General features: G+C 36.8%; 19 protein-coding genes. 17 read left to right on the forward strand and 2 right to left on the reverse strand.

Annotated elements, in window-relative coordinates:
* The first annotated feature begins 8 nt into the window (after positions 1 to 8).
* From purM to purD, 4 genes are all read left to right on the forward strand, one after another.
* Entirely contained in the window at positions 9 to 1064 is a 1056-nt protein-coding gene (purM, locus tag CD30_RS07745; protein WP_036174924.1) for a phosphoribosylformylglycinamidine cyclo-ligase, read from the forward strand.
* A complete protein-coding gene (purN, locus tag CD30_RS07750; RefSeq protein ID WP_036174928.1) occupies positions 1064 to 1633 on the forward strand; it encodes a phosphoribosylglycinamide formyltransferase in 570 nt (189 codons plus the stop codon). The genes purM and purN overlap by 1 nt, the downstream gene beginning before the upstream one ends.
* An 83-nt stretch (positions 1634 to 1716) precedes the next feature.
* On the forward strand, positions 1717 to 3243 hold the full coding sequence (purH, locus tag CD30_RS07755; RefSeq protein WP_036174931.1) for a bifunctional phosphoribosylaminoimidazolecarboxamide formyltransferase/IMP cyclohydrolase: 1527 nt from the start codon (positions 1717 to 1719) through the stop codon (positions 3241 to 3243).
* A gap of 572 nt (positions 3244 to 3815) precedes the next feature.
* Positions 3816 to 5072 carry a phosphoribosylamine--glycine ligase gene (gene purD, locus CD30_RS07760; RefSeq protein WP_036174934.1) on the forward strand — a complete coding sequence of 419 codons (1257 nt, stop codon included), beginning with the start codon at positions 3816 to 3818 and terminating at the stop codon, positions 5070 to 5072.
* Between the two features lie 70 nt (positions 5073 to 5142).
* Here purD and CD30_RS19745 read toward each other — a convergent pair whose 3' ends face one another.
* Positions 5143 to 5673 carry a YgaP-like transmembrane domain gene (locus CD30_RS19745; RefSeq protein ID WP_084077725.1) on the reverse strand — a complete coding sequence of 177 codons (531 nt, stop codon included), beginning with the start codon at positions 5671 to 5673 and terminating at the stop codon, positions 5143 to 5145.
* 200 nt (positions 5674 to 5873) lie between these two features.
* On the opposite strand from CD30_RS19745, the gene CD30_RS07770 reads away from it, so the two are divergent.
* From CD30_RS07770 to CD30_RS07825, 12 genes are all read left to right on the forward strand, one after another.
* Positions 5874 to 7604: an adenine deaminase C-terminal domain-containing protein gene (locus CD30_RS07770; protein ID WP_036174937.1), complete on the forward strand. Its 1731-nt coding sequence runs from the start codon at positions 5874 to 5876 to the stop codon at positions 7602 to 7604.
* 16 nt (positions 7605 to 7620) lie between these two features.
* The gene (locus CD30_RS07775; protein WP_036174941.1) at positions 7621 to 8676 is read left to right on the forward strand and encodes a DUF3048 domain-containing protein; all 1056 of its coding nucleotides are present in this window, start codon (positions 7621 to 7623) and stop codon (positions 8674 to 8676) included.
* A gap of 21 nt (positions 8677 to 8697) precedes the next feature.
* Positions 8698 to 9012: a YerC/YecD family TrpR-related protein gene (locus tag CD30_RS07780; protein WP_036174944.1), complete on the forward strand. Its 315-nt coding sequence runs from the start codon at positions 8698 to 8700 to the stop codon at positions 9010 to 9012.
* 276 nt (positions 9013 to 9288) lie between these two features.
* Positions 9289 to 9981: a heptaprenylglyceryl phosphate synthase gene (pcrB, locus tag CD30_RS07785; protein ID WP_036174947.1), complete on the forward strand. Its 693-nt coding sequence runs from the start codon at positions 9289 to 9291 to the stop codon at positions 9979 to 9981.
* A gap of 210 nt (positions 9982 to 10191) precedes the next feature.
* Positions 10192 to 12447, forward strand: coding sequence for a DNA helicase PcrA (gene pcrA, locus CD30_RS07790; protein WP_036174950.1), 2256 nt, complete (start codon positions 10192 to 10194; stop codon positions 12445 to 12447).
* Positions 12448 to 12474: 27 nt separating this feature from the next.
* Complete coding sequence (gene ligA / locus CD30_RS07795) at positions 12475 to 14475, forward strand: NAD-dependent DNA ligase LigA (protein WP_036174953.1); 2001 nt, start codon at positions 12475 to 12477, stop codon at positions 14473 to 14475.
* A 13-nt stretch (positions 14476 to 14488) separates the two neighbouring features.
* A complete protein-coding gene (locus CD30_RS07800) occupies positions 14489 to 15661 on the forward strand; it encodes a CamS family sex pheromone protein (RefSeq protein ID WP_036174957.1) in 1173 nt (390 codons plus the stop codon).
* A 254-nt stretch (positions 15662 to 15915) separates the two neighbouring features.
* Entirely contained in the window at positions 15916 to 16209 is a 294-nt protein-coding gene (gatC, locus tag CD30_RS07805; protein WP_036174961.1) for an Asp-tRNA(Asn)/Glu-tRNA(Gln) amidotransferase subunit GatC, read from the forward strand.
* A gap of 24 nt (positions 16210 to 16233) precedes the next feature.
* Positions 16234 to 17697, forward strand: a complete 1464-nt coding sequence (gene gatA / locus CD30_RS07810; protein WP_036174964.1) for an Asp-tRNA(Asn)/Glu-tRNA(Gln) amidotransferase subunit GatA — start codon at positions 16234 to 16236, stop codon at positions 17695 to 17697.
* A 2-nt stretch (positions 17698 to 17699) separates the two neighbouring features.
* Entirely contained in the window at positions 17700 to 19145 is a 1446-nt protein-coding gene (gatB, locus tag CD30_RS07815; RefSeq protein WP_036174967.1) for an Asp-tRNA(Asn)/Glu-tRNA(Gln) amidotransferase subunit GatB, read from the forward strand.
* Positions 19146 to 19767: 622 nt separating this feature from the next.
* Entirely contained in the window at positions 19768 to 20331 is a 564-nt protein-coding gene (locus CD30_RS07820) for a thioredoxin family protein (protein ID WP_036174969.1), read from the forward strand.
* Positions 20332 to 20400: 69 nt separating this feature from the next.
* Positions 20401 to 21315, forward strand: a complete 915-nt coding sequence (locus CD30_RS07825) for a diacylglycerol kinase (RefSeq protein WP_036174972.1) — start codon at positions 20401 to 20403, stop codon at positions 21313 to 21315.
* 79 nt (positions 21316 to 21394) lie between these two features.
* On the opposite strand, the gene CD30_RS07830 is transcribed toward CD30_RS07825, so the two are convergent.
* Positions 21395 to 22012, reverse strand: a complete 618-nt coding sequence (locus CD30_RS07830; RefSeq protein ID WP_036174975.1) for a hypothetical protein — start codon at positions 22010 to 22012, stop codon at positions 21395 to 21397.
* Positions 22013 to 22459: 447 nt separating this feature from the next.
* On the opposite strand from CD30_RS07830, the gene CD30_RS07835 reads away from it, so the two are divergent.
* Positions 22460 to 24451 carry an acyltransferase family protein gene (locus tag CD30_RS07835; RefSeq protein WP_036174978.1) on the forward strand — a complete coding sequence of 664 codons (1992 nt, stop codon included), beginning with the start codon at positions 22460 to 22462 and terminating at the stop codon, positions 24449 to 24451.
* The last annotated feature ends 19 nt before the right edge of the window (positions 24452 to 24470 follow it).

Here is a 24470-nt window from a genome sequence, read left to right on the forward strand (position 1 = left end):
ACAGGCTAATGTCAAAAGCATATGAGCAAGCAGGTGTAAATATTGAAGCAGGCTATGAAGCGGTAAAACGTATGAAATCACACGTAGAACGTACGAATCGATTAGGTGTGATGGGTACTTTTGGTGGCTTTGGCGGCATGTTTGACTTGTCTTCACTAAATTTTAAAGAACCTGTTCTTATTTCAGGTACTGACGGTGTTGGGACAAAATTAAAACTAGCATTTATGGTAGATAAGCACGATACAATTGGTGTCGATTGTGTTGCAATGTGTGTAAATGATATCGTGGCGCAAGGCGCAGAGCCGCTATATTTCCTAGATTACGTTGCAGTTGGTAAAGCAGTACCTGAAAAGATTGAACAAATCGTAAAAGGTGTGGCAGATGGGTGTGTGCAAGCAGGAGCCGCATTAATTGGCGGTGAAACTGCTGAAATGCCTGGACTATATGACGAAGAAGAATACGACTTAGCAGGCTTTGCAGTGGGTGCTGCTGAAAAATCATCTGTTGTGACAGGTGAAAAAATCGTTGAAGGTGACGTGTTAGTAGGCCTTGCATCAAGTGGTGTTCATTCCAATGGTTACTCATTAGTTCGAAAAATTGTATTTGAAAATAACGGTTTGGCTTCAGATGAAGTGGTTGATGGTTATGAGGATCTTGGTCCAATAGGAGAAGCATTACTTGTACCAACAAAAATCTATGCGAAACCTGTTCTTGAAATATTAAAAGAAGTAGATGTTCATGGTATGGCTCATATAACAGGAGGCGGTTTCTATGAAAATCTACCACGTATGATGCCAGCAGGACTTGCGACGGAAATTGAAATGGGCTCTTGGCCAGTCCTTCGCATCTTTGAGTTTTTAAAAGAAAAAGGTAATCTTGCTGACAAGGAATTATACAACGTCTTTAACATGGGGATTGGCTATGTGCTTTCTGTACCAGCTTCAGAGGCAGATAAAATTACCGCGATTGCAAAAAAGCATGGTGAAAAAGCATATAAGATCGGTCGAGTCGTGAAAGGTGAAGGTGTCATCTTCAACGGCACTCATGATGGGAGTCTAGTGTAATGACAACAAAAATAGCGGTATTTGCTTCAGGTAGTGGAAGTAATTTTCAAGCAATTCAAGAGGCGATTCACTGCGGATTGCTTGATGCAAAGATTGAGCTAGTTGTAACAGATAAGCCTGGCGCATTTGTTGTTTCACGTGCTAAGAATTTTGGTATTCCAGTGTATGCATTTTCTGCTAAAAGCTTTGAATCTAAATCAGCATATGAAGCCGAGATCGTTGCGAAATTACGTGATTTAAATGTGGAGTGGATTGTGCTAGCTGGATACATGAGATTAATTGGACATACACTTCTATCCGCATATCCTAATCGAATTGTGAATATCCATCCATCTCTTCTCCCTTCATTCCCAGGAAAAGATGCAATAGGACAAGCAATGGAGCATGGTGTAAAAGTAACAGGGGTTACTGTACATTTCGTTGATGAAGGAATGGATACGGGACCAATTTTAGCTCAAGCTGCTGTTGAAGTGGTCGATGGCAATCGTGAAGAAACGGAAACTCGTATACATGCTGTAGAACATGAACTTTACACAAAGACGTTAAAACAATTATTTGAAACGAAGTAACTTTCTGAAAGGGTAAATACGGTTTTAACTTTGTATTTAGCCTTTTCTATTCACATTAATCATTTTACTGGAGGTCGCATTACATGACTAAACGTGCACTTATTAGTGTTTCGAACAAAGATGGTATTTTAGATTTTGCAAAAGAATTGGTCGCATTAGGCTATGAAATTTTATCAACTGGTGGTACGAAAAAAATGCTACAAGATAACAATGTGCCTGTAACAGCTGTTGATGAAGTAACTAAATTTCCCGAAATATTAGATGGCCGTGTTAAAACATTAAATCCTTTAATCCACGGTGGACTTTTAGGGAAATTTGATGATCCTTCGCATCAAGCACAAATGACAGAACATGGGATTACACCGATTGAAATCGTTTGTGTAAACTTATATCCTTTCGTTGAAACAATTTCAAAGCCTGATGTAACATGGGACGATGCAATTGAAAATATTGATATCGGTGGCCCAACAATGTTGCGTTCTGCTGCAAAAAACCATCAGTATGTAACGGTAATTGTTGATTCTAAAGACTACAATCAAGTTCTTGAAGAATTAAAGGGGCATGGGGCAACTACTCTTGAAACACGTAAACGTTTAGCAGCAAAAGTATTCCGCCATACAGCAGCTTACGATTCATATATCTCAAACTACCTAACTGAAGAAGACTTTCCTGAAAATTTAACTATGACATACGAATTAAAACAAACTTTACGTTACGGTGAAAATCCTCACCAAAAGGCAGCCTTCTACCAAAAACGTCTAGGTTCAGATTTCTCTTTAGCATTTGCAACACAGTTACACGGTAAAGAATTATCTTATAACAATATTCAAGACGGTAATGCTGCTCTTCAAATTGTAAAAGAATTTGATATCCCAGCAGCAGTGGCTGTAAAACATATGAACCCTTGTGGTGTAGGAACAGGTGAATCCATTGGAGAAGCATTCGATAAAGCATACGAAGCTGATTCAACTTCAATCTTCGGTGGAATTGTCGCATTGAACCGTGAAGTTGATGCCGCTTTAGCAGATAAATTAGGTGGTATTTTCTTAGAGATTATTATTGCGCCTTCATTTACAGATGAAGCATTAGAAATATTAACGAAAAAGAAAAACATCCGTTTAATGACAATCAGCTTTGCTCAAGAAAAACAAGACCAATTCAAAGTAGTATCTGTTGAAGGTGGACTACTTGTTCAAGAGGACGATAAATTTGGTTTTAACGAGGCGGATATCAAGGTTGTAACAGATCGTGAACCGACTGAAGAAGAATGGGAAGCATTAAAGCTAGGTTTGGCAGTTGTAAAACACGTGAAATCTAATGCAATTGTTGTAAATGATACACAAATGACATTAGGAATCGGCGCAGGCCAAATGAACCGCGTTGGTGCTGCAAAAATTGCTTTAGAGCAAGCGGGTAGTAAAGCAAAAGGAGCTGTATTAGCGTCAGATGCATTCTTCCCAATGAGCGATACTGTTGAAACTGCTGCAGCTGCAGGAATTACAGCTATTATTCAACCGGGTGGATCGATTAAGGATCAAGATTCCATCGATAAAGCAAATGAATACGGCATCGCGATGGTATTTACAGGAGTAAGACACTTTAAACATTAAGATGTAGTGGACTCAGAGGTTTTATGAGCAAAATTAGTGAAGGTATTGATTACGTTAGTATGATGGGATAAACGATCGAAATAGGGCAACCAATCTTAATTAAATCATATTGCTATCTGTTCAAAAAACGGTTTTGCTCTCCAAAGGATTTTTTTCTGCCCAAAAGAGAGCGCTATATGATCCACTGGTTTACTTATGTGCCCAAAAGACTATGTTGAACGCTCAAAATAAATTAAGTGAAAATTACAGCTTAACGCCTTCGGAAATTAGAGGGCGTTTTGTCTAAGTCTTTATATAAAATCATCTAGATAAGGACATTCCGGTTGGACAAAAATGATTTCCGAACGGACAAAATGTTGAACCAAGCGGACAAAACTTCAGCTTAAGTGGACAATATGTATCCCTGAATGGACAAAAAAATATAATCTGGACAAAAGAGGATCCAGAGTGGACAAAACGTTAAACCGAACGGACAAAGCGCACCTCTAAGTGGACAAAACCACAACCCGAACGGACAAAAACAATCTTCAAATAACCGAAAATGATATATATTACAAGGGAGGGCTTCTGAAATGAAAGTACTCGTAATCGGAAGTGGAGGCCGCGAGCACGCGATAGCGAAAAAATTTAGCATCGCGCCTTCTGTAGAAAAAGTATTTGTTGCACCTGGTAATGATGGAATGCGTCAAGATGCAGAAATCGTGCCAATCGATGCGCTTAACTTTGAGGAACTGGCAAGTTTTGCGAAAGAAAAAAATATTGATTTAACTTTTGTAGGTCCTGAACAACCTTTAGCTGCAGGAATTGTTGATTATTTTCAAAAAGAAAACTTAACCATTTTCGGACCAACAAAAGCGGCTGCGCGGATTGAAGGAAGTAAATCCTATGCAAAACAAATTATGAAAAAATATAACATCCCAACGGCTGCTTACGAAACATTCACTGAGGCAGAACAGGCTATACGATACGTTAAAGAACAGGGTGCGCCTATTGTGGTAAAAGCTGATGGTCTAGCTGCAGGAAAAGGTGTAATTGTTGCCATGACTGAGGAGGAAGCAATCGAAGCAATCAACGATATGATAGGCAATCAACGCTTTGGTGAATCCTCTTCCCGTGTTGTTATTGAAGAATTTTTGGATGGTGAAGAATTCTCATTCATGTCATTTGTACATAAAGGACAAATCTATCCAATGGTTATTGCACAAGATCATAAACGTGCTTACGATGGAGATAAAGGACCGAATACGGGAGGTATGGGCGCATATTCACCAGTACCTCAAATTCCTCAAGAGGTCGTTTCTCGCGCGTACATTGAAATTGTTGAACCAACAGTGAAAGCTATGGAAGAAGAAGGTGCATCTTTTACAGGTATTTTATATGCCGGGTTGATCTTAACAAACCAAGGCCCAAAAGTAATTGAATTCAACGCACGATTTGGAGACCCCGAAACTCAGGTTGTCCTACCAAGAATGACTTCTGATTTTGGTTTGTTCATGAAAGCGTTAATGGAAGAAAAATTCTATGACTTACAATGGTCTAACGAAGCAATGTTAGGTGTAGTAATAGCGGCAGATGGTTATCCAGAAACAGTAACGAAAGGTAATCCACTTCCAAACTTGGATGAGTTAAGTCAAAACTTCGACGTTTACCATGCTGGAACAAAGGTAATCGATGGACAATATGTAGGAAACGGTGGCCGTGTGCTTTTAGTTGCAACAAAAGCAGAAACACTAAAAGAAGCACAAGAAAAGGTTTATGAAGGACTTAATAAATTTGAATGGCGTCAATTCTTCTATCGTAAAGATATAGGCTGGCGCACGTTTAAATAATCAAAGAAAGGCAAGAAGTTAGTCATTTCGTCCCCACCACTAAGACGAAAAGAACTTCTTGCCGTATTTTTTAACTTGGATTTGTTGCAGAATTTCCGCTGTTTTTAGAATTTCCAGATTGTGAATTGTTTTTGTTTTTTGAACTATTTTGTGAGTTGTTAGATCCATTTTGAGACATAGAACTTGTTGCAGATTGAACTGCATTTGCAGCTTGAGAAACAGCGCCTGCTACTTGAGAAACGGTTTGACCGATTCCTCCACCAGTCGAATTTGAACCTGATGAATTGGATGAGCTAGATGATTTAGATTGTCCATTTTGACTGCTTCCTTGATATGCGGCGTTAAATGCATTCATCAATGTTTCCCCATCCATATATTCATCAAATGTTGAAGCAACTGCTCCCTTTACATTTGAATTAATCATTGCTTTTACGGGACAATAAAGGAAAATCCCTTCGGCTACTTTCATCGCACCGGCAGCAACCATTGTAAAACCTAGTGCTTTACTATCACGAGATAAATGAGCGGTACCCATAGCTGTCATTGCCACTCCACATATTAAACGCATAAACCCATTGCGTTCAGAAATATTTTCTTCCATCCATTACCATCTCCTTACAAATAAGTTAAAGTAAATTAATCCGATAAGACTACTTTAAATTAAATTTTCGCTGTGATACGATAAAAGCAACAAATATTGCGTAAAATAATCTGACGCATCTTTTTGCAAAGTTAGTATGTGCGTATATAATATGATTAAACAAAATAAAATTTTAGTAGAACTAGAAGGGAGTGTAATAAATGCCAGAATCTATATGGAAGATCCAGGATATTCGCAAACAAGTCGCAGTAATTGATGGCATAGAAGCACCGACAATTGTTTTGAAAAATGCTCGTTATTTGCATAGTATTTTTAAAAAGTGGCTCACAGGGAACATTTGGATATTAGAAAATCGGATTATTTATGTAGGTCAGAAAATGCCATTGAACTTAACTGAAACGGAAGTAATTGACTTAGAAGGGAAAACAGTTGTACCTGGCTATATGGAACCACATGTTCATCCTTTCCAATTATATAATCCCCATTCTTTTGCAGACTTTGCTGCGCAAACTGGAACGACAACATTCATAGCAGACAATATGACATTTATGTTATCACTTCCAAATAAGAAAGCGTTTGCAATAATTGACCAATTAAAATCCTTACCGTTTAGTTTTTATTGGTGGGTCCGATTTGATTCACAAACGGAGTTAGACAATGAAGACGCACTGTTTACGAATAAAGCGATTTTAGAGTGGATAGATCGTCCAGATACAGTTGTTGGTGGTGAATTAACAGGATGGCCTCGCTTACTAAATGGCGATGATCAAATGCTTTATTGGATTCAATGTGCCAAATTGAAAAGTAAAAAAATTGAAGGACATTTTCCAGGCGCTTCAGAACGAACACTGGCAAAAATGAAGCTGTTTGGAACAAATGGAGACCATGAATCCATGACAGTAGAAGAGGTCGAAAGAAGAATTTTGCATGGATATGCTGTCACACTTCGTTATTCGTCCATTCGTCCAGATTTGCCGGAATTACTAAAAGGAATTCTCGAAAAAGATTTAAATATATTTGATCATTTAATGATGACAACAGATGGGTCCACGCCTGGTTTTCATAAAGATGGTGTGATGGACAAATGTATTCAAGTTGCACTAGATGCTGGAGTGGATCCTATTGACGCATACAATATGGCTTCCTATAATGTAGCAAGGTATTATAATATGGAACAGCTTCATGGATTAGTGGCGACGGGTCGATTTGCAACTCTTAATATATTAAAAGATGAATATAATCCTAATCCTGAAGGTGTATTATCTAAAGGTGTTTGGCTAAAACGCGCTAATGAAAAAGTGCAATCGTTACAACCGATTGATTGGGCTAAATTTGGAAAGTTAAATATTTCTTTTGATTTAGAAGAAGACGATTTTCAATTTTCTATGCCAATTGGAATTGAAATGGTGAACGATGTTATCACAAAACCATACAGAATTAATGTACAATTAAATCAAGAAGAACTTTCTACTAGTCACGATCATTCGTATTTGATCTTAATTGACCGTAAAGGAAAATGGCGTGTCAATACGATGTTGAAAGGATTCGCTACACATGTGAAGGGACTTGCAACTTCTTACTCTAATACTGGACATATCATTTTAATAGGGAAAAGTATTAAAGATATGAAAAAAGCCTTTTATGAAGTGAAAAAAATGAATGGCGGTATTGCCCTTGTAGAAAATGAGGAAGTAATCGCATCCATTCCACTTACAATTGGCGGAAGTCTATATAATGGACCTATTGAAGAATTAATCGAAAAAGAAACTGCGCTAAAGTCAGCATTAAAGGAACGAGGCTATCATCATAGTGATGCGATATATACACTTTTATTTTTACAATCAACCCATTTACCGTATATTCGTATAACTCCTAGAGGTATTTTTGATGTCATGAAAAAGCAAGTCATGTTGCCTGCTGTTATGCGCTAAAAGGGGACATAGAACTATGAATTGGAAAACGGGATTATATGGAGCACTAGCTTCAACAATTGTCTTACTTTCCGGGTGCGGAAACGAGAAATCCTCTACAGAAGAGATAGAAAAACCTCAACCAAATGGACAAATAGAAGAATCTGTTGAGGAAGTCGTTTTACCATATGTTACACCATTTACGGGAGAACGTGTTGAAAATAAAGTAACAATGCGACCAATCATCGTAACGATTAATAATCATCCGGCAGCTAGACCCCAATCCGGCATTGGTTCTGCTGATGTTGTGTATGAAATGTTAGCAGAAGGTGATGTTACGAGATTTCTAGCCTTATTTCAATCGGAAATTCCTGAAAATATCGGGCCAGTTCGTAGTGCAAGAGATTATTTTATAGAACTCGCTTCTGGGTTAGATGCTTTCTATATCGCTCATGGATATAGTCCTGAAGCACAAACAATGCTTGTTAACGGCATTGTTGATAATATCAATGGTATGCAATATGACGGTACACTTTTTATTCGTTCGAAGGATCGATATGCTCCTCATAATTCCTATATATCAGGTGAAAATGTGAAATTAGGTGCGGAAAAAGTAGGTGCTTCACTTCTCTATCACAAAAAAGTGTCGTATACTTATTATGAAGAAGATGAGAGTGTAGATGAAGGTTTACAAGCAAGTAATGTAAAAGTGAAGTATAGTAATAATGAACAATTTAATAGTACTTATACTTACGATACTGTAAATAAAACATACTCAAGACAGTCTGGTAGTGAAGTGACGACGGATGATCTAACAGATGAGCCAATTGAATTATCAAACATTTTATTCTTCGAAATGGAACATTCAATTATTGATAGTGCTGGTCGAAGACAAATCGATATATCAAGTGGCGGCAAGGCTTATCTTTTCCAACAAGGTATAATGCGAGAAGTATACTGGGAAAACCAAGATGGAGTATTAGTAGCAGTTGAGGCAGACGGTAGTGAAGTAAAACTAATGCCAGGGAAAACATGGGTTCATTTTGTTCCTACAAATCCAGGTATTGAAGCTTCTGTTACCTATTCAGAATAGCTTGAAAGGATGATGAGATATATGCAGGTTGATAAAATTCGTGGGCATCAAACGGATCAATTATTTAAAGCTGTATTAGAATTAAAAAATCTAGAAGAATGTTACAAATTTTTTGATGACTTATGTACGATTAGCGAAATTCAATCTTTAGCACAACGATTTGAAGTAGCGCATTTATTACGTTTGAAGAAAACTTATGAGACGATAAAAAAAGAAACAGGAGCATCGACAGCGACTATTTCACGTGTTCGTCGTTGCTTTGACTATGGTAATGATACATATGACGAAATGTTAGGTCGATTGTATCCGGACGAAAAACCTTTTCAAGCAAAATAAATAGATAATGATAAGGTCATCTAACGAGGAAAGAAAAATCCTGTTAGAGGCCTTATTTTTATTGGAGAATTTCGAGGTTCACATTTTTTCGAGAAAGTTGAGCAACAAAAAAGAGACAATAAATATTTTGAAAGGGAGAGCTCTTCGGTTTATTAATGGCTCCTTATTGAAAAGACATAGGTAAACACATGCTTACTTTCCGCTTTCGTACAGTTTAAGTTATACTTGTAATCGAGAAAATATATCCTTTGAAGAAATTTGATTGGTGGGGATGAAATGGAATTTAAAAATTGGAGACATATCTTTAAAATAGATCCTGCTAAGGAAATAACAGATGAAGCGCTAGAAAAATTGTGTGAATCAGGTACTGACTTAATTTTAGTAGGAGGAACTGATGGAGTAACAATTGATAATGTTATCGATAAATTAGTAAGAGTCAGACGTTTTTCAGTTCCAGTGGCATTGGAAATTTCAAATATCGAGTCTGTAACACCCGGATTTGATTATTATTTAATTCCTTCAGTGTTAAATAGTACGGAAACAAAATGGGTGAAGGACTTACATCATGCAGCGATCAAAGAGTTTGGAGACGTTCTTGTTTGGGACGAGCTTGTTGCAGAAGGTTATTGTGTATTAAATCCTGATTGTAAAGTAGCAAAAGAAACTAGTGCCAATACAGATTTATCAATGGAGGATGTTATAGCCTACGCTCGCTTAGCAGAAAATTATTTCAAATTACCAATATTCTATCTTGAATACAGTGGGACGTATGGGGATGTAGAAGTCGTAGCAGAAGTGAAAAATGTGTTGAACGAAACAAAGCTATTTTACGGAGGAGGAATTACATCTCCTGAACAAGCAATTGAAATGGCGAAATTAGCTGATACGATTATTGTTGGAAATGTTATTTATGATAATTTAAAAAACGCATTAAAAACAGTAGATGCTGTTAAAAAATTAACAATTTAATACAAAACAAATTAAGTATAAGCAAAAGAGAAAGATTTACGATATAATAAAAGAACAAACGTTCGAAAAAACAGAATTACGGATTCCGGATTTAGAACTAGTTAAAAAATCCGAGCTTAATAAAGATTACACTTCATTAAGTTGCTAAAATATGAATCCGAAATCTATTGCTCAATTACTCCAAAACGTAATTGATTAAGGTGGTGCATTATGGAACAGTTAACGAAAAATTTATTAAACGGTATGAATCCGCAGCAAGCTGAAGCAGTGAAATCTACTGAAGGTCCGTTACTTATAATGGCAGGTGCTGGTTCAGGAAAAACGAGAGTATTAACACATCGAATTGCCTATCTAGTGGTTGAAAAAGAAGTATATCCATCGAAAATTTTAGCCATCACATTTACAAATAAAGCGGCTCGCGAGATGAGAAACCGGATCGATGGGCTACTAGGAGCTGGTATCTCGGAAAGTATGTGGGTGTCAACTTTCCACTCAATGTGTGTGAGAATTCTAAGACGTAATATTGATCGAATTGGGATATCAAAGAACTTCTCTATCCTAGATTCTGCTGACCAATTATCTGTAGTGAAGAATGTATTAAAACAGCTTAATATTGATTCCAAACGGTTTGAACCTCGAGCAATATTAAGCGCAATTAGTTCTGCAAAAAATGAATGTATTACGGCTGATCAATATAAAGCAAATAGCAACCCAAATAATCCTTATGAAAAGGTAATTGCTCAGGTTTATGAAGGTTATGAAAAAAGGCTTCTAAAAAATCAATCCCTAGATTTTGATGACTTAATCATGACGACGATCCGTCTTTTTGAGCGTGTACCGGAAGTGTTGGAATTCTATCAAAATAAATTCCAATACATACATGTGGATGAGTATCAAGATACAAACCATTCACAGTACAAACTAGTACAAATGCTTGCTTCTAAATTTAAAAACATTTGTGTAGTCGGTGACTCCGATCAATCTATTTATCGTTGGAGAGGCGCGGATATTGGAAACATCCTGTCCTTTGAAAAGGACTATCCAAATGCAAAAGTGATATTACTGGAGCAAAATTATCGTTCAACTAAAACGATTCTTCAAGCAGCAAACCAAGTCATCGAAAACAATGAAAGCAGATATCCAAAAAGACTTCGTACAGATAATGATGAAGGGGAAAAGATTGTTGTCTTTAAAGCGGGGAATGAGCAACAAGAGGCTCAATATGTTGTAAAAACAATTCAACAATTGATGGAGAAAGAAAATCGATCATTAGATGATTTTGCCATTCTTTATCGAACAAATGCACAGTCCCGTGTAATGGAGGAAGTGCTTGTCAAATCCAATATGTCTTATCAAATTGTTGGAGGGACAAAATTCTACGATCGTAAAGAGATAAAGGATTTACTAGCTTATTTACGTTTAATTGCAAATAACGATGATGATCTTTCACTTGCGCGTATTATTAATGAACCAAAACGTAGTATTGGCGCCACTTCATTTGAGAGAATAGCAACATATGCAATTGAGCAAGATCGTTCAATATTTGATGCGATGAATGAAGTAGTATTTATGGGGCTAACGCCAAAAGCAACAAGTGCTGTGGAGAAATTCCGTGACCTGATAGAAGGCTTAACGAAAATGCAGGAATATTTATCTGTTACAGAACTAGTGGAGCAAGTCATAGACAAAACAGGATATCGAACAATGCTACAAAATGAAAAAACGATTGAAGCAGAAAGTCGATTAGAAAATATTGAGGAATTTTTATCAGTTACAAAGGCATTTGAAGAACGGAGTGACGACAAATCTCTTATTGCTTTCTTAACTGATTTAGCATTAGTTGCTGATATTGATGCGCTTGATAAAGAGGACTCATCGAAAGGAAATATTATTTTAATGACGATGCACTCTGCAAAAGGCTTAGAGTTCCCAATCGTATTCATTATCGGTATGGAGGAAAATATATTCCCGCATTCAAGATCATTAGATGATCCAGCCGAAATGGAAGAGGAGCGGAGATTAGCATACGTAGGTATTACACGTGCTGAACAAAAACTATATCTTACTTGTGCAGGCTCACGAACATTATTTGGGCGTTCAAGCTTTAATCCACCATCGCGATTCTTAAGAGAAATTTCTGCTGATATTTTGGAGCAGATATCCCTTAGTAACCAACATGCTTTTGCAGATCATTTACCATTCGGCGCTCGAAGAAATGACAGAGCACAGAGTACTCGTAGAACAATTGGAAACGTTCAATCAAAAGCACAAGTGTCAAGCCTTGAGTCTACTGGTGGAAATGAAATTGGTTGGAAGCTTGGAGATAAAGCGGTACATAAAAAATGGGGAACAGGTACCGTTGTAAGTGTAAGAGGAAATAACGATGATTTAGAGCTTGATATTGCCTTTCCGGAGTTGGGTGTAAAACGATTATTAGCTAAATTTGCGCCAATAACAAAGGGTTAAACTAGTCAATATGATGGAGGATTATTGATGAACGATATTGAAAAACGAATTGTAGAACTAAATGCGTTGCTTCATGAATATGGACATGCGTATTACGTTTTAGATAAACCGCTTGTCTCTGATGCGGAATATGACCGGCTACTAAATGAATTAATAGCACTAGAAAAACAATACCCTGAGTTCATTTATCCTGATTCACCTACTCAAAGAATCGGGGGTAAACCATTAGAAGGGTTTAAAAAAGTAACTCATACATTTCCGATGTTAAGCCTTTCAAACGCATTTAATGATGCAGATTTAAGAGACTTTGATCGAAAAATCCGTCAGGCAATTGGTGACGACTATTCATATGTTTGCGAGCTGAAAATCGATGGCTTAGCCATTTCGTTAAAATATGAAAATGGGATTTTTGTTCAAGGCGCGACAAGAGGAGATGGAACCGTTGGCGAAGATATAACGATGAATTTAAAAACGATTCGCGCCATCCCTCTACGTTTAAAAGAGCCTGTTACCATTGAAGTGCGCGGGGAAGCTTACATGCCTAAAAAATCCTTTGAGGCATTAAATATTGCTCGTGAAGAAAATGGAGATGAACCCTTTGCGAATCCACGAAACGCTGCAGCTGGATCTTTAAGACAACTAGACCCTAAAATCGCAGCAAGTCGAAATTTATCCACTTTTATTTATGCGATAGGTGGAGATGGTGAAGCATATGGAATTGACTCTCATTCAGAGATGCTAGACTACCTTGAAACGCTTGGTTTCCCATCTAACAAGGAACGCCAATTATGTGCAACAATCGATGACGTTATAGCGTTTATAAATAAGTGGACAGAGGAACGCCCAAATTTACCTTATGAAATTGATGGCATTGTCGTAAAAGTAAACCGTTATGCACATCAAGATGAGCTTGGATATACTGCAAAAAGTCCTCGATGGGCCATTGCTTACAAATTCCCTGCTGAAGAAGTTGTAACAAAGGTTTTAGATATTGATTTAACAGTAGGTCGTACAGGAGTAATGACGCCAACTGCTATTCTACAACCAGTTCAAGTTGCAGGTACAACAGTCGGACGCGCATCTCTTCATAATGAAGATCTAATTCGTGAAAAAGATATTCGCATTGGAGATACAGTCATTGTGCATAAAGCAGGCGATATTATCCCAGAGGTTGTAAGGGTTATTTTAGATCAAAGACCAGAAGATACTGAGCCCTTTGAAATGCCAAAGAACTGTGTAGCCTGTGGCAGTGAGGTAGTACGCATTGAAGGAGAAGTCGCTGTTCGATGTGTTAATCCAACATGCCCAGCGCAAATTGCAGAGGGGATTAAACATTTTGTATCCCGTAATGCTATGAATATTGATGGCTTAGGTGAAAAAGTAGTAGAGCAATTACTTAGAGAAAACTTAATTCAAGACGTGTCGGATTTATATCATCTTCAAGTAGAACAACTAATGGCACTTGAAAGAATGGGTGAAAAATCAGCTACAAACCTTGTAAATGCTATTGAACGTTCGAAAGAGAATTCGATGGAAAGGTTACTCTTTGGACTCGGAATTCGCCATGTAGGTGAAAAAGCCGCAAAAATCTTAGCACAAGAATTCGAAACAATCGATTCTTTAATGACTGCTAAAGAAGAGGACATAAAATCGATCCATGAAATTGGCGATAAAATGGCTGATTCCATTGTCACTTACTTTAGTAAGGAAGAAGTAAAAGCTTTAGTTAATCGTTTAAAAGATGTAGGCGTTAATTTAACTTATAAAGGAAAAAAAGTTCAAATTGAAGCTGGATCTAATCCGTTTGCAGGTAAGACGATTGTTTTAACGGGTAAACTCGAGAAATTGACACGAAATGACGCAAAAGCGAAAATAGAAGAGTTGGGTGGAACTGTATCAGGTAGTGTGAGTAAAAAAACAGATCTTGTTATTGCAGGTAGCGATGCTGGCTCAAAGTTAACAAAAGCGACTGAACTAGGTATCGAAATTTGGGACGAAAACCGCCTGATTGAACAATTAGAAGAGTAAAGGAGTTTCAAAGATGAAACGATTTCGCTGGATTCCGTCGATGGTCGTTGTAGCAATGCTGGCAGCTTGTGTACCCTCTCCTGAGGAAGATACAGAAATTTTAACAGATGAGAACGAAGTAGAGGCAGAGACAACAATCATCCCAAACATGCAATTAGATGAAAGTTACTATAAAACGTTAATACCATATAAAGAAAGTGCTAGCCGAGGCTTGGTCGTTTCAAATTTATATACAAAATATGATATTAAAGAAGTCGAGACTGGATTGATTCGTCTTTCTCAAAATGTGTTTAGTACAGATGAGTACTACTTCCAAGAAGGACAATATTTAGATGCCAATACAGTAAGTAACTGGTTAGCCCGAGAGAATCAAAATAAAGATTTAGATCCATCACTAAGAGGATTAAATCCTTCCAATTTAGATAAAAGTGGAGTGGAGCTAGATCCAGAAGTTAGAGCAGAAGAAGCACCTATTTATCTGGCTCATATTGTAGAACAAAACTATTTGAAAAAAACGAGTGATAACAAGGTAGCGCTAGGTGGTATATCAATCGGACTAGCATTAAATTCGATTTATTATTACCAAAAAGAGCAATATGGCGAATATTATGATGAACCAATTCCTGCTGATGAATTAGAACAAAAAGGAAAAGAGATTGCACAGGAAGTTATTACAAGACTTCGTGCGCGCCCTGAGCTAAGTGAAATCCCAATCGTGATTGGGTTATTTAAACAAGAGGCTAGAAATTCAATTGTTCCAGGGACATATTTTGCGTATAGTGTATCTGATGGAGGTCAAAATGGTTTAGGAGAGTGGCAAGAGATTGATGAAGCTTATGTTACATTCCCTACAACATTACAAGAAGAGTACTATCGAGATATGAATACTGCTTTCGAAAAGTTTAAACAAGAAATCGATGAATATTTCTCTAACTATACGAGCGTAATTGGATCTGGTTATTACCGCAACAAAGAGCTAAGAAAAATAATGATTGAAATTCCAATTCAATTTTATGGGACAACAGAAATTATTGGATTTACTCAATTTTTATCAGGTGTTATGATGAATCAATTACCAAATGACGTCGATATTGAAGTGAATATTACTTCTGTCAATGGAACAGAGGCATTGATTTTAAAAGAGGCAAACGAAAAAGAACCATTTGTTCATATTTATGATTACTAAATAAAACAGTGTAGTTAATTTTAGCTACACTGTTTCCATGTGTTCCGAATAAATAAATTGTCCAATATTGTTAATAACGTTTGAAAACATAAAAGAAATGGCGATAATTTAGAAGACCAATTAAGGAAGTGTTCAAAAGAGTACGAGAAAATAAAAACACGAACTTTCGTATTTTTAGTCAATCTTGTGATTTTTCTAGGGAAAAATGGTATTATTATTGATTATTGCCATGGTAAATTAATGGAGGTGTAGAAATGGCAAAACTTTCAAAAGAAGAAGTTAAGCACGTTGCACATTTAGCGCGACTAGCCATTACTGATGAAGAAGCTGAGAAATTTGCAGAACAGCTTGGGAAAATTACAGATTTCGCAGAACAACTAAACGAATTAGACACAACAAATGTTGAACCTACTTCTCATGTATTACCTATCGTCAATGTATTGCGTGAAGATGTTGCACAAAAAGGTTTAGACCGTGAAATCATGATGCTAAACGTAAAAGAACAAGAAGCTGGACAAGTAAAAGTTCCGCCAATATTAGAAGACTAGGACGTACAAGAAGGAGGGAATACAATGACATTATTTGAACGTTCATCTAAAGAACTACAAGAAGGTTTACATAACGGTGAATTTAAAATCGCTGACTTAACAAACGAAGCATTTTCTCGAATTGAAAAACTTGATGGAGATGTACAAGCTTTCTTAGCTTTAAATAAAGAAAAGGCTGTTGAGCAAGCCGAAGAATTAGAAAAAGTCCCATTTGAACAACGCGGACCATTATTTGGTCTACCTATTGGGGTAAAAGACAATATTGTAACAGAAGGATTAGAAACAACATGTGCTTCAAAAATTTTAAAAGGCTTTATGCCAATCTATGATGCAACTGTAGTGAAAAAACTACGTGAAGCGGGCATGGTAACGGTTGGTAAATTAAACATGGATGAATTCGCAATGGGTTCATCAAATGAAAACTCTGCCTTTAAAACAACGAAAAATCCATGGAATTTAAATCACGTACCAGGAGGATCTTCAGGTGCTTCTGCAGCTTCTGTAGCGGCAGGTGAAGTACCATTCTCATTAGGTTCTGATACGGGTGGTTCTATTCGCCAACCAGCTGCATATTGCGGTGTAGTCGGAATGAAACCAACATACGGTCGCGTATCACGATTCGGCTTAGTTGCTTTCGCATCGTCACTTGACCAAATCGGACCAGTAACTCGTAATGTATATGATAACGCATTGTTACTAGAAGCGATTGCTGGAGTAGACCCTAACGATTCTACAAGTGCAGATGTACCAGTACCAAACTATGTAGCTAGCTTAAATGGCGATATTAAAGGTTTACGTATTGCAGTACCAAAAGAGTTTTTAGGTGAAGGTGTGCGAGAAGAAGTACGTCAATCCGTATTAGATGCTTTAGAAGTATTAAAAGGCTTAGGGGCAACTGTTGAAGAGGTATCACTTCCACATTCTAAATATGCCTTAGCTGCTTACTATATTCTTTCATCTTCAGAAGCTTCATCAAATCTTTCTCGTTTTGACGGTATCCGTTATGGTTTCCGTGCTGAAGGCGTGAAAAACCTAATGGAGCTTTATAAAGAAACTCGTGCACAAGGTTTCGGCGATGAAGTAAAACGTCGTATTATGCTTGGTACTTACTCTTTATCAGCAGGTACTTATGATGCTTACTATAAAAAAGCACAGCAAGTTCGTACATTAATCAAACAAGATTATGATAAAGTATTTGAAGATTACGATGTAATAGTTGGTCCTACAGCACCAACAGCAGCATTCAAAATTGGTCAAAATATCAATGATCCATTAACGATGTATGCAAACGATATTTTAACAATACCAATTAACTTAGCGGGTGTTCCTGCAATTTCAATTCCATGTGGTTATCACGAAGGTTTACCATTAGGATTACAAATTATCGGAAAACACTTTGACGAGGAAACAATCTATCGCACTGCGTACGCTTATGAGCAAGCGAATGACTTCCATAAACAAACTCCTCAAATTTGGGAGGGTAAATAATTATGAACTTTGAAACAGTAATTGGGTTAGAAGTACACGTAGAATTAAAAACAAACTCTAAAATATTCTCTCCAGCGCCAAATCATTTTGGTGCAGAGCCAAATACAAATACAACGGTAATCGACCTAGGCTATCCTGGGGTTTTACCGGTACTGAATAAAAATGTTGTTGATTTTGCAATGAAAGCATCTTTAGCGCTAAACATGAAAATTAATCAACATACAAAATTTGATCGTAAAAACTATTTCTATCCAGATAATCCGAAAGCATATCAAATATCTCAATTTGATAAACCGATTGGATATGACGGATGGATTGAAATTGAAGTTCCTGGAACAGATGGAGAGCCTGGCTACACAAAGAAAATCGGTATCACTCGTCTACACATGGAAGAGGATGCAGGAAAGCTTACACACGGTGATGGCTATTCTTTAGTAGACTTTAATCGTCAAGGTACGCCTTTAGTAGAAATCGTTTCTGAGCCAGATATCCGCACACCAGCAGAAGCTTATGCTTATCTTGAAAAATTAAAATCAATTATTCAATACACTGGTGTCTCTGACGTGAAAATGGAAGAAGGATCACTTCGTTGTGACGCGAACATTTCCATTCGTCCTTATGGTCAAGAAGAATTCGGAACAAAAACTGAATTGAAAAACTTAAACTCATTCAACTTTGTTCGTAAAGGTCTTGAGTATGAGGAAAAACGTCAAGCTGAAGTATTACTTTCAGGTGGAGAAATTAAACAAGAAACTCGTCGTTTTGATGAGAAAACAGGTAAAACAATCCTAATGCGCGTTAAGGAAGGAACAGATGATTACCGTTACTTCCCAGAACCAGACTTAGTTGATATCGTAATCGATGATGCATGGTTAGAACGTATTCGCGAGTCAATCCCTGAACTTCCAGACGCACGTAAAAAACGTTATGTTGAAGAACTTGGTTTAACAGATTACGACGCAAGCGTACTTGTTGTAAACAAACCAATTTCTGATTTCTTCGATGAAATGGTTTTAGCAGGTGCAGATGCAAAACTTTCTGCTAACTGGTTAATGGGTGACGTATCAGCATACTTAAATGCAGAGCAAATTGAAATTACGGATACAAAACTGACACCAGAAAACTTAGCAGGCATGGTAAAATTAATTTCTGATGGAACAATCTCTTCTAAGATTGCAAAGAAAGTATTCACTGAGCTTGTGAAAAATGGTGGAGATGCTAATGAAATCGTGAAAGCGAAAGGTTTAGTTCAAATCTCTGATCCATCTGTATTAGTACCAATCATTACTAACATCTTAGATAACAATCCACAATCCATCGAAGACTTCAAAAATGGTAAAGACCGTGCAATTGGCTTCTTAGTTGGACAAATCATGAAAGAAACAAAAGGACAAGCAAACCCACCAATGGTTAACAAAATCTTGCTTGAAGAAATTAATAAACGATAATTGATTTTATATGAAACGCTCCTTGTAAGCATTTTTGCTTGCGAGGGGCGTTTTTTTTTATTATAAAGCCTCTTTAAATTAAATGGAGCGATTGATTATATGGTAGGAATAGACAACTTCGTAATTAATAGCCAAAGCGCAGAGGATAATAGACAAACAGAGCTCGATAATAGACAAACATGGCTGGATAATAGCCAAAGCGGATAGGATAATAGACAACGCGAAAATAATAGCCAAAGCGCAGAGGATAATAGACAAACATTGATGGATAATAGACAAAGGGGATAAGATAATAGCCAAAGCGGATAGGATAATAGACAACGCGAAAATAATAGCCAAAGCGGATAGGATAATAGCCAAAAAGAGTTCGATAATAGACAAACATGGCTGGATAATAGAGAAAGCCTTTAGGATAATAGACAACCCGAAAATAATAGACATTCGAATCCAGATAATAGACAATTCTCACAAAATAATAGACATCACCAAATTCATATACAATCTAATGAGAAACAGAAAATATCTCCATACTAATGAAAAGCATCCTAACCCAAATCAAAAAAATTGTAATTCAATTTGTAAATCGGCAAAATGGAATTAATAATAAGGGAGGTATTTTCTTATGAAAACTGAACAACAATATTTTGAAGAATCAATGTCAATGGCTGATTACATGGATCAAATGTCTACAAATCTTAAAGAGCCTAGCTTTGAAGTTTATAAACATTTTAACGTGAACCCAGAGGACGAGGTGTTCAATCTATTGAAAGAAAAGAAGCCACACATTTTAGCAATAACAGAAGACTGGTGTGGAGACGCAATGCTAAATAATGCAGTGATTCGTAAAATCGCAGAGGAGGCAGAAGTTGAAATTCGTTGTGCATTTCGTGACGCGGATACAGATTTGATCGATCGCTATTTAACAAATGGTGGAAGAGCAATTCCCATCTATTTATTCTTAAATGAACAGGGTGAAGTGATTGGGAAATGGGGGCCACGTGCACCAGAATTACAACAATTGGTAACAGATATGAGGGCGGAGCTTCCTGAGAAGGATGATCCTCAATTTGCTGAAAAACAAAAAGAACTGTATACTACATTGCAGAAGAAATTTGTAGATGATCCACAGTGCGCAAAATGGGTCTATGAGGATATGAAAGCTATTATAACGAAAGCGTTGTCATAATCATACTATATAAGGGAATGGTCATGAACATCAATATCGTTAAATGTATGTAGAGTAGGATGGCGATATATGAAGAGAGCAAGAATCATTTATAATCCAACATCAGGTAGAGAGATATTTAAAAAGCATCTTCCCGAAGCCCTAGAAAAACTCGAACTTGCTGGATATGAAACATCTTGTCATGCAACAACTGGAGAGGGAGATGCGACAATCGCCGCAGCCCATGCAGTTGAAAGAGGGTTTGACATTATTGTCGCGGTTGGTGGAGACGGTACCTTAAATGAGGTTGTAGCTGGGATAAGTCCCTATGAAAAACGCCCCAAACTAGGGTTAGTGCCAACTGGAACAACGAATGATTTTGCACGTGCAGTCCATATTCCAAGAAAAATTGACGAAGCTATCGACATTATAGTTAAGGGAGATACGATACCGGTAGATGTAGGTTTAGTAAATGATGACCGCTATTTTATTAATATTGCAGCAGGTGGACGTATAACAGAATTAACTTACGAAGTCCCAAGTAAGATGAAAACGATGCTTGGCCAACTTGCTTATTATATAAAAGGTATTGAAATGCTTCCTTCTATAAAAGCAACCGATATGCGAATTGAATATGACGGTGAAGTATTTGAAGGAGAAGCAATGTTATTCTTTTGTGCATTAACAAATTCTGTTGGTGGTTTCGAGAAAATTGCTCCTGATGCAAGTATAAACGATGGCCTATTCACTATGATGATTCTAAAAAAATGTAATATCGGAGATTTTATTCGATTGGCATCTTTAGCGTTGCGTGGAGAACATTTAAATGATCCGAATGTCATTTACAAAAAAGCAAGCAAAGTAAAAGTTACATCTAATGAAGAAGTACACCTTAACTTAGATGGAGAATATGGTGGGGACGCCCCAGCTTCACTTGTCAATTTAAAGCGACATATTGAAATATTCGTACCGATTGATGATATACGTGAATTGGACCGAGTGTAATATATATTCAGTCTTGAAAAAATTAGAGAAACCTGTAAAGATGAGTAAGAAGCTCCTCTTTACAGGTTTTATTTTCCACTTATCGGTATAATTCAGAATCAAAAATCCACATATACGAGCCATCGCTCCATGTAGTATCTGATTTTTGTAATAAACGAAATTCCTTACTTTTTGAAGGTGAGATAGCCCAGTCGGTTCCACCCACACCATTTACTAATATAATTGCTTGGTCTAACTCCCCATTAATTTCTCCTGGATATGATAGAAGCCATTCACCTCTTACAATTCCAGCTTCCCAAAGCTCGTAGCTCATACGGTATGTCCCATCCTCAAATAATTCGATACTTCCTGCGTCAGCACCAGATGAGAATTCATGTGTTACATATTCCCCTGATTGTGGATCATAAAGATTAGTAGCAGAGCTAGGTATCCAAATATACCAAGTCCCATAAAAGTCTTTATTTTCAATCAGGTCTTCCTTTGGTACATAATTACTTTCTTCATAAGTATAAGTTTCAGATATCATTTCTTTATTTGATGACTTCTCTATATGTTCATCATTATTCGAATTCGACATTTCTTTTTCAATAGAGTGGGGTGTTGGATAAATAGAAGTAAGATAGTTACACCCTGTTAAAAATAATGAACAGAAAACGAAAACCAATAAAGAAACTGGTTTAAATAGATGTTTTAGCACAGTTACCCCCCTAAAAAATTTTGCAAAATGAATATTTATACGATCTATACACAAAAAGGTATATATTACAGTTATTTACAAATCGTTTATACTTATTTTAATACGAATCAAACCTATTGTTCAATATAAATTTAGAACAACTCCTATTTTCTTACTTTTTACCCAATGAAATGGATCCCCTTTGCATGAGATTTAACCTAGAGTTAATAATTCATAATTTACTAAAGCGTGTGAATATGGGAATTTGATAACGTTCCTTTCATATAAATAGATGTATTAGTAACCTCCCAAAATTTTAAGTAGTTATATTGTTATAATCTTTCACACATTTAAACCTAGGGATTAGAATTCTCCCAAAATACAACTAAAAAATAATAATTTTGGTAATACTAGCGTAATAATGAAAATTTATTACCTCAAAGAAACACAGTATTGGAGAGAGATATAATGCAGGATTTACAAGCTCCTACAAAAAAATTCCGACCTGAAATTGAAGGGATTCGAGTAGTTGCTTCATTACTTGTTGCTGTTTACCATATTTGGCTCGGCAGAGTGTCTGGTGGGGTAGATGTATTCTTTATCGTCTCAGGATTTCTTATTACGACTTCTTTATTATCAAGAATGGAAAAGGTCGGACGGATACATCTTGTGGAGAATTATTTAGGACTTATAAAACGGTTAATTCCACTTGCCTTTACAGTTTTGTTGTTTACGACAATCCTATCAATTTTCATCATGCCACAAGTGCAGTGGAGTCAAATTATTTCAGAAGTGATTGCATCCGCTTTTTACTATGAAAATTGGCAATTGGCATTTAATTCAGTCGACTATCTTGCTCAAGATAATGAAGCAAGTCCACTTCAGCATTTTTGGGCGCTTTCAATACAAGGACAGTTTTATTTAACTTGGCCATTTGTCATCTTATTTGCATTTTTATTAGCGAGGAAATTGCTAAAGCTTCCACCTAGAAAAACATTACTGAGCATTTTAATCTTTTTATTTGTCATATCAATTAGTTATTCAGTTTATAAAACAAATGTAAATCAACCATGGGCATACTTTGATACATTTGCCCGAGTTTGGGAATTTAGTTTAGGTGGGATAGTTGCACTACTTATCCCATATGTGAAGCTAAAAAGGATGGTCAGTTCACTTCTAGGTTGGTTGGGCCTTATTATCATTTGTTTAACAGGGATACTACTTCCTGTGTCTACTGTATTTCCTGGATATGCAGCATTGCTTCCAACAATAGGGGTTATTTTAGTAATACTCTCAGGTGAGAATAGCAATCGCTTTGGAGTTGAGAAGCTATTAGGGTCAAAGCCTTTTTTATGGATGGGTAGCCTTTCGTACGGGTTTTATTTATGGCATTGGCCCCTTCTAATATTCTATTTAACTTACTTCAAAACGGAAGAAGTATCATTGATAGGCGGTCTAGGTATTTTATTCCTAACCTTTGGACTTTCACTCATCACGACAAAAGGACTTGAAGCACCTGTACGAAAGCTAAATGTTAAACAGTCGAAATTGAAAATCGTGGCCGCTGCTTTCACATTTATAGTACCTGTGATCATTGCAAATATATGGTGGGGAACACAATTACCTGAAAAGGATGCACAAGGACAAGTAGTATATTCGAAGGAAAAATACCCTGGAGCAAGAGTAATTTATGAGGAAGATGTACCGCCAACAGATGTAGAACCAATCCCGACGATGCTTGAAATAAAAGATGATTTGCCTTACTTTTATTCGGAAGAGGGCTGTGTAACAAGACAAGGGGATAGATTGCCAGTCTGTTCTTATGGAGAAACTGAAAATCCTAAATATACATTGGCATTAGTTGGGGGCTCCCATTCTGGGCATTGGTTTCCTGCACTTAATGAATTTGCAAAAGAGCTCGGTATAAGATTAGATGTATATAATCATGATGGATGCCGTTTTACGGACGATGATTTTGGCGGCGTCATTACTGAAGAATGTTTAGATTGGAATGAATTACTAATCAATAAATTAATAGAAGCTCCACCTGATTTAGTATTCACAACGGCAAATGTAAATAAAGGAGATACCATCCCTATTGGTTATTTAAATCAGTTTCGAAAGCTTGAAGGGATTACGAAGATTTTAGCGGTTAGGGATAACCCACGAATGGCTGAAGATATCCCATTATGCTTGGAACGAGAAGAAGACCCAATGAATTGTACAAAACCTCGAGAAGATGCATTATCTGAAATTCCACCATGGGAAAATACAGAGGGGATCCCAAGTAATGTTCAGTTTGTTGATTTATCCGATTATTTTTGTGACGAAACAACTTGCCATGTAATTATCGGTAATGTTATCGTCTATCGTGACGCTCACCATTTAACATCGGCGTACGTTAGAACACTTGCGCCAGTATTAAAAGAATATGTACAAAAAGCATTGGAAGAGGAATAGAGAGGCTGGGACATAAGTG

This window comes from Ureibacillus massiliensis 4400831 = CIP 108448 = CCUG 49529, from assembly GCF_000772965.1.
GTDB classification, from domain to species: Bacteria; Bacillota; Bacilli; order Bacillales_A; family Planococcaceae; genus Ureibacillus; species Ureibacillus massiliensis.